The 7,138-nt window shown below is 38.1% G+C and carries 7 protein-coding genes; 2 read left to right on the top strand and 5 right to left on the bottom strand.

Annotated elements, in window-relative coordinates; all coding sequences use genetic code 11:
* Nucleotides 1-120 precede the first annotated feature (120 nt).
* Nucleotides 121-1,233, bottom strand: a complete 1,113-nt coding sequence (locus BM390_RS13550) for a M50 family metallopeptidase (RefSeq protein WP_089855454.1) — start codon at nt 1,231-1,233, stop codon at nt 121-123.
* Nucleotides 1,234-1,250: 17 nt separating this feature from the next.
* A complete protein-coding gene (locus BM390_RS13545) occupies nt 1,251-2,120 on the bottom strand; it encodes a patatin-like phospholipase family protein (protein ID WP_089855451.1) in 870 nt (289 codons plus the stop codon).
* Nucleotides 2,121-2,347: 227 nt separating this feature from the next.
* On the opposite strand from BM390_RS13545, the gene BM390_RS13540 reads away from it, so the two are divergent.
* The gene (locus BM390_RS13540) at nt 2,348-3,244 is read left to right on the top strand and encodes a manganese catalase family protein (protein WP_089855447.1); all 897 of its coding nucleotides are present in this window, start codon (nt 2,348-2,350) and stop codon (nt 3,242-3,244) included.
* Between the two features lie 72 nt (nt 3,245-3,316).
* Here the strand turns inward: BM390_RS13540 and heR are convergent, their stop codons facing one another.
* Both heR and BM390_RS13530 read right to left on the bottom strand, forming a co-directional pair.
* Nucleotides 3,317-4,105 (bottom strand): heliorhodopsin HeR, encoded by a 789-nt coding sequence (gene heR, locus BM390_RS13535; protein WP_062321037.1) that lies wholly within the window; start codon nt 4,103-4,105, stop codon nt 3,317-3,319.
* Nucleotides 4,106-4,178: 73 nt separating this feature from the next.
* Nucleotides 4,179-4,718 (bottom strand): TetR/AcrR family transcriptional regulator, encoded by a 540-nt coding sequence (locus BM390_RS13530; RefSeq protein WP_177220732.1) that lies wholly within the window; start codon nt 4,716-4,718, stop codon nt 4,179-4,181.
* Between the two features lie 221 nt (nt 4,719-4,939).
* Here BM390_RS13530 and BM390_RS13525 point away from each other — a divergent pair, with 221 nt between their 5' ends.
* The gene (locus BM390_RS13525) at nt 4,940-5,569 is read left to right on the top strand and encodes an FMN-dependent NADH-azoreductase (protein ID WP_062321033.1); all 630 of its coding nucleotides are present in this window, start codon (nt 4,940-4,942) and stop codon (nt 5,567-5,569) included.
* 86 nt (nt 5,570-5,655) lie between these two features.
* On the opposite strand, the gene gtfA is transcribed toward BM390_RS13525, so the two are convergent.
* Nucleotides 5,656-7,122: a sucrose phosphorylase gene (gtfA, locus tag BM390_RS13520; RefSeq protein ID WP_089855441.1), complete on the bottom strand. Its 1,467-nt coding sequence runs from the start codon at nt 7,120-7,122 to the stop codon at nt 5,656-5,658.
* Between the last annotated feature and the right edge of the window lie 16 nt (nt 7,123-7,138).

The raw sequence follows: 7,138 nt of genomic DNA, 5'->3' as shown, positions 1-7,138 counted from the left end.
TATATTTAGAAAGAAAAAGGTGCTAGTGAGTAATTTTAGTGAGCAATCTCTATCTCACTTAAAATCCCTTCACCAACACCAAATATTATACAACCATATATTCATTTATATTCATTTCTACTATACTTGTGACGTTTTCTCTGCAGAGTGAAGTGACCCCAACAAATCTTTTTCCAAATATTGAAACAAGACGGCTTCAGTTGTTTGTTGCCCTAGACTCGGATAATAGTGAAGCACGGACCGCCCCTTATCGATATACTTTTTTGCTAGTGCGATATGACGATCGTAATAGGCAAGATAAGCTTTTACTCGATAGCCGTTCGCATCACAATCTTTATCTAGATGAGTTAAACACTCACGCCACATTTTAACCCCTTCATGATCATCTAACAAAATACACGCGACTACGATTTCATTTAAAACACTTGGGCGCGTCATAAAATTGCACGTATCTATCCGCTCACTTAGCGTCATTTTTGTCTTTTCTAATGTTTTAAAATCTAACTGTTCTAGCGCTTTTAGATGTTTAAGCAGATCACAATGGATGCTGTCGTTTCCTTTAACCGAATCAAAATTCAGTTCACCAGGCGTCACTCCTGCTTGTAATTGCGTTGAAAAATTCATCATCTCCAACAAATCAATCACCTTTTTATCACCTTTTACTAACCCAGCAATGTAAGCCCCGTCCGACATCATCGTAGCCGATGTTTTAAACGGGAAAATATTTGCTCCACCTAAAAATACTGAAATAATGACAAACACCCAGAGAAAAAGACTGAGAAAACCTGATGTATGTAAAATTAAAAGGTAAGCAAGTCCAGCTGAAAGAAAGTTAAACAAAGCACCACCCATGAAATAGGCGATAAATGAGCGGTTTGATATCTTCCCTAATCGTTTAGGAATCATGCCACATAATCCACCATAGCCATTCATCTTTTCAAAAGATACACGGAACGTGCCGTTGACTTTTTTCCATTCTAAAAAGCCAATCCGGTAAATCAGTAATGTCATCCCCGCGAGTTTGCCTAAGACAAAGTGACCAAACTCATGAATATTAATAGCTAAAAATAAGCCTACAAAAATAAAAATGAAAACAATAAGTCCATTTTGAAACGTTACATGTTGAAGTATGGGTTCATAAAACGGATCACTTGCGCCAGCATATAAACCTAAAAGAATGCCTATAAGGGCACAAACACCGTAAAATATGCTATTTTTCTGCCACTTTTTCATCGTTCACCTCGAAAAAATTAATGAATTTCAACTTGTTTATTGGCGTTTAACCAGTCTTTTAAGGCTGGCATCTGTTCTTTAGCACGTAAAACACCCGCTTCATGTAAAGCATTCAGTTTCGCCTGATCTTTTTCAGCGCGTTTGACTTGTTCGTGACCTTTTGGCCTAATAATAAATACATCACCTTGGTCTTCAAGTGCTTCTAATTGATCAAGTGTCTCGTTATAAATCTCATGACGGTTAAGCATCGTTTCAACTAGTTTTGGGTATTCTCGGTAAAGTAATTTTGATGTAAATTTCGCTCGAAATGGTTTTTTTCGATACCCTTTCGGTCGTGTTAATACAATAACATGGCGTCTAAAACCATCGTCAATCGCTTTTTGAACCGGTATCGGGTCAGCAATCCCACCGTCTAGTAATGTATAGCCATCAAGCTCAATCGGCACACCAACAAGTGGTAAACTACTTGACGCTTGCACAGCTGTAAAGATATCCGTTTCCTGAGAATTATCAAAATAACGCACCTCTCCTGTCACGCAATCTGTTGTTGGAATGACGAAACGTTCATCAATATGATGAAAGGTTTTAAAATCAAACGGAACAAGTTCATTGGCAATATCATTAAACAAAAAGTCCATATTAAACATCCCTTTACCTTTAAGCAGATTGCGCATATTAATGTAACGTGGATCATTGGCGAAATTCACGTTAATATAACGACTGCGATCCGGTTGTCTTGATAAATAACTCAGTGCATTACACGCCCCAGCTGATACACCAATGACATAGGGAAAATACATGTCTTCAGTCATTAAATAATCCAGAACCCCAGAAGTAAAGACACCACGCATACCGCCACCCTCTAATACCAAACTCGTTTCATGCATTCTTTCCACCTCCCGTTCTATTCGTGAAAGACATCACCTTCTACTAATTACCAATTATAACAAACCTCCTAATCCAAAGCGATGTTTTTCTTAATTTTCGCACAAAAGTCCTGATCGTTACATATACTGTAGCTACAAAGGCACCAAAAATTATTTTTCTACCTCTTAAACAGCTATATGATAAATATTTTTGGTTTAGCCCTAATAAACAGAGAAAAGGTGATAAGATGTTTCAACGAACAAATAAGCTATTGATTGATCTACCTGAACCGGACTACGGAGATAAAAAAGCCGCGCTCGTGGTACAGGAATTATTGGGCGGAAAGTTTGGTGAGTTATCCACCTTAAACAATTACTTATTTCAGTCATTTAACTTTAGAGAGCGTAAAAAACTCAAACCCTACTATGACCTCGTCTCAAGTATAACAGCCGAAGAACTCGGGCACGTGGAACTCGTCAGTCATACGATTAATCTCTTATTTAAAGACACAACAGAGGTACCCTTTGATGTGAATGATACTGCATTAAAGAGTGCCGTCATGTTTCCACACCCAAAACACTTTATTCACTCTGCCAATACATCGTTACCGATTGACGCAACAGGAAATAGTTGGACAGGAGATAACGTCTTTTCAAGCGGTAACCTTGTCCTTGATTTGTTGCATAATTTCTTTTTAGAAATAGGGGCACGCACACACAAAATGCGGGTCTATGAAATGACAGATCACCCGACCGCAAGAGAAATGATTGGCTATTTACTTGTTAGGGGTGGGACCCACGTCGTGGCTTATCAAAAAGCAATTGAAGCCCTAACGGGCGTCTCACTCGCAAAACTACTTCCTATCCCAGACGTTTCAAACAGAAAGTTTGATACCGCTAAAAAATTTGAAGATCAAGGACTTGGCAATGTCCTTTACAACTGGAATCAGGTCGGCGATTACTTAGGCATTGAAGACATCTTCACTGGGACACATCCCGAAACAAACGCACCATTAACGGTAAGAGAAGGCACACCGATTGGCGGAAAGATGCCTGACTTAGAGAGTTTACCTGAATTTTTCGCACCAGGTTTAGACCGCGATGACTATACCCGTGTCGCTAAACACTTAATGGATCACATATAAAAATACCGTCCTTGTGAATGGTTAAATCACAAGGACGGTATTTTTTATCAAACCTACTTATATTTAGTCGATTTATGGTTGCATCGCCCCAAATAAAACGAGCCAAGCAAGAATCGATTTAGCGACAAGACTTAAGATAATATACACGCGTTCACCGTATAAATAATCTTTCCACTTACCTACTTTTTTATATTGCAAAATCATATTTACCGGGAACGTATTAAAAGCAATGAAGTACGTGACAACAATGGCCCAAACAAACCACGGCACCATATCAAAGTTACCCGTACCAAACATATAGAGGAAGATGGCAATCCATGGGGCTATCCCCGCAATCGATCCCCAAATAAAAGCACCCCAGCGAACGTTATCTTTATCACGTCCTTCATTTAATTGCTCCATCACTAATCCAAATAAATTCATCGTCGCATTCACGATAAAGATTAGAATGAGTGACGCAATATCATAGATACCAAATAAGGTTGAAATGAGTACAATCATAATCGATGAACTTAAGGCATATTCGAACCAGCGAAACTTATTAATGCCCCGTTCTAAATCGCGATTGTAAATGTCATTTGTTTTCTTAGGCAAGGCAATAATCGCGTGCGCCAAAGCAGAAATAAATAGAAATGAACTGACAATGATACCAAACGGTAAATCAAATAATTGATCTTGCGCGAGTTCAAGTGATTGCGTTTCCGGGTTAAAAGATAAATAGAATTGCGTAATCGTTGGACTAAACTCTGAAATCGTCTGAATGACAGACGTGGCTAAAAACAACATGATAATGGCTTGTACTAGGTGGAATCCACCCATAATCAAATTAAATCGTCGTAACTTCTTTAAACGTGCTTGCATACATGTCGCCTCCTTTTATACTTACACTGACCTATTCCCCTCCCAACAGTCAGTTTAAACCAAAAAGGACAGACTATTTTATCAATTCATCGGCCGTATAATTAATCAACTGACTCCGTTGATGATTAACTTTTCTAATCGCAACAGCACTGCTATATAGGCCACCTACAAGTTTGTAAGTCTCAAGTAGCGCATAATCATCAGATGGATGATTCAAGCCCTGTTTAACAATAGGGAAAAATCGTGCAATTAACGTTGATTTTATTTCTTGTTCAATATCAAGTAAGAACTTATGAAAATTCAATTGACAATGTCCCTCTAAGTAATCATGTAACTCAATAATGGCTTCTAATACCCCTAAGATAAGCTCACGAGAAAATGTGTCTATCTCATTGAACGGTTCGACACAGTAACGAATCAAATGTTCCTCTAATGTATATTGTAATAAGGCTTGTTTATCTTTAAAGTGATGATAAAAGGTCGCCCGATTCACCTCTGCTTTTTGTGTAATATCTTTCACCGTAATTTTTTCTATTTCTCGTTCTGACATAAGTGCCAGTAAAGCATCTACGACACTTTTTCTCGTACGAATAATTCTTGGGTCTGTTTGCATAGGTTCTCTCCCCATCTGTCATGATTTCATCCTCATCTTATTCATGGTTGAATTTAGACGTTTATAGATCAAATGTCACATATTTGATAAAAATAGATATTTTGGATTCATATTATTTGTCTTGAATCAAAGATAATATTATAATACCAAATGTAGCTACTATTTAAAACTCTTTTTTATATGTGGCTAAATATAAAGAATTATTTGGAGGAATTATTTTTATGAATTTATTAGTAGTAAAGGCAAACGATCGCCCATCAAGTCAAGCAACAACACCAAAAATGTATGACGCATTTATGGAGGAATTAAAACAAAACGATAACGTTGATGTGACCGTCTATGATGTTTACGAAGAAGACACACCATACTTAGGCCAAGACATCTTTAATGCATACATGAAACTAGAAGGTCATGAGCCTTTAACAGAATCAGAAGAACGTTTATTCAATGCACAATCAAAAGCACGTGACTTATTTGAAAAGGCAGATACAATCGCTTTCGTTTTCCCATTATGGAATTTAACCATTCCTGCTAAGTTACAAACATTTGTTGATTACGTCTTCTCTGCAGGTTTTACTTTCAAATATGATGCAGAAGGCAACATGATTCAATTAATGAATGATAAGAAAATCATTCTTCTTAACGCACGTGGTGGCGTATACTCAACAAAAGAAATGCAACCACTAGAAATGGCTGTTAACTATATGCGCACATCTTTCGGTGGTGTGATGGGCATGGAAATCATTGATGAAGTGATCATCGAAGGTCATAACCAAGACCCAACGAAATCTGATGAAATCATCGCAGAAGGCTTAGAAAAAGTAAAAGCCGTCGCTAAAAACTTAAAATAATGTCATCATAAAAAGCGGAGAAGACGATGTCTTCCCCGCTTTTTCATATTTATCTTATCATATATAATCTACCATCGTCTGGTACATTAAATAGTGTAAACCGCTTGTTCTCCTAATTCATCGACATAGTGAATGGCTGATTGACCTGATGATAAATCAACATGTAGCTCACAATAGTACAGATCTTTATCCCAGCGCAATGCCACTTTTTCTGATGAACTTGATAAGACCGTAAAGTCACCATCAAACGCCGGATATTCATTTCTAAAGCGAATGAGATCAAGTAATCGCTGAACAACTTCTTTTTCCAAATGCTGTTCGACATCTGCAACTGAGAAATTCTCCCGGTTAATTTCCCGGCCATCGCCTGTTTCTTTTACGCGTTGGTCTTGATTCACACCAGCGAGTAATCCTACATAATACACTTGAGGAATACCAGGGGCAAAAAACTGAATCGCACGCGAAGCAAGGTAACGGTCATCATCTTCATTAAGGACTGAATAGTAGGTGCAACGAATTTGGTGCACATCAAAACCATCAGGATCTTTATGGTCTTCAGATACGATTAAGCTTAGGTTAGATCCTCTTTGGACCGTTTCATCCACTAAAGCTTTTGCTTCTTTCGTATCTACCATACCATCTAAATCTGGCTTAACCGGAATACCATCGTGACAATCCAGCATGGTGAATTGATTAGATGGGCGGTCTTTTAAGTAAGCCGTCAACGCTTCTGAATCACCATTGATCATCGCTTCTAAAATGCGGTAAGGTAGAATAAAATCATAAATCCAAAAGCCATGTTCACTTAATTTATATTGAATAGAATGATGCGCATGTACCTCTGGTAAAAGTGTGATATCAAGTGAGTCCGCCAAGTCTTTAATCCAATCGAGAAAATCATAAATGTCTGGTTCGACAAAGAAACAACTCGTACCAAGCTTCTTAATAATATAACCGACCGCATCAAGTCTAACGATACTGACGTTATTTTTCTTGAAGTTCAAAAAGAACTCGGTAAAGAGTGCCTTTACCTTCTCAGAATGGACATCTAAATCAATTTGTTCAGACGGATCTGTCTTACCAAATGTGGTCCATACACGCTCGGTCTCACCCGTTTTTTCAATCTCAAATGTTGAGTAAGGTACCTTACGTCGCAAAAACATTTTATCAATGTCCGCTTGTTTTGGTTCACCATCCGGCCAAATTTTATCGAGCGTTAAAAAGTAATCCGCGTACGCTGAGTCACGGCCGTTCTTTAAGAAATCTTGGAAATACGGTGATTGCTGGGAAATATGATTGACCATCAAATCTAATAATACATCACGCTTCTCACCAATCTTTTTAATATCCTCCCAGCCACCGAACTGAGGCTCAATCTCTAAATAATTTAGTGGCGCAAACCCTCGGTCTCCCGATGAGGGGAATGGCGGTAAGATATGCACACCCCCAGTGAAAACATCAGAAAAATGCTTGTCTAATAAGTAATCCAAAGCTTTGAGGTCGCCACCTAATGAATCTGGATACGTAATGAGTTGAACATTATTATTTAGCACACGTCGCTCTCCCTTC

It is taken from the genome of Halolactibacillus miurensis (assembly GCF_900116255.1).
Taxonomy (GTDB): domain Bacteria; phylum Bacillota; class Bacilli; order Bacillales; family Amphibacillaceae; genus Halolactibacillus; species Halolactibacillus miurensis.
The sequence above is the reverse complement of the archived record's forward strand: the minus strand, read 5'-3'. Positions and strand labels throughout refer to the sequence as shown.

Excerpts from the sequence above, each read along its gene's own strand:
- BM390_RS13540 (WP_089855447.1), top strand. The coding sequence starts at position 2,348 with ATGTTTCAACGAACAAATAAGCTATTGATTGATCTACCTGAACCGGAC.
- heR (WP_062321037.1), bottom strand. The coding sequence starts at position 4,105 with ATGCAAGCACGTTTAAAGAAGTTACGACGATTTAATTTGATTATGGGT.
- BM390_RS13545 (WP_089855451.1), bottom strand. The coding sequence starts at position 2,120 with ATGCATGAAACGAGTTTGGTATTAGAGGGTGGCGGTATGCGTGGTGTC.
- BM390_RS13525 (WP_062321033.1), top strand. The coding sequence starts at position 4,940 with ATGAATTTATTAGTAGTAAAGGCAAACGATCGCCCATCAAGTCAAGCA.
- BM390_RS13530 (WP_177220732.1), bottom strand. The coding sequence starts at position 4,718 with ATGCAAACAGACCCAAGAATTATTCGTACGAGAAAAAGTGTCGTAGAT.
- BM390_RS13550 (WP_089855454.1), bottom strand. The coding sequence starts at position 1,233 with ATGAAAAAGTGGCAGAAAAATAGCATATTTTACGGTGTTTGTGCCCTT.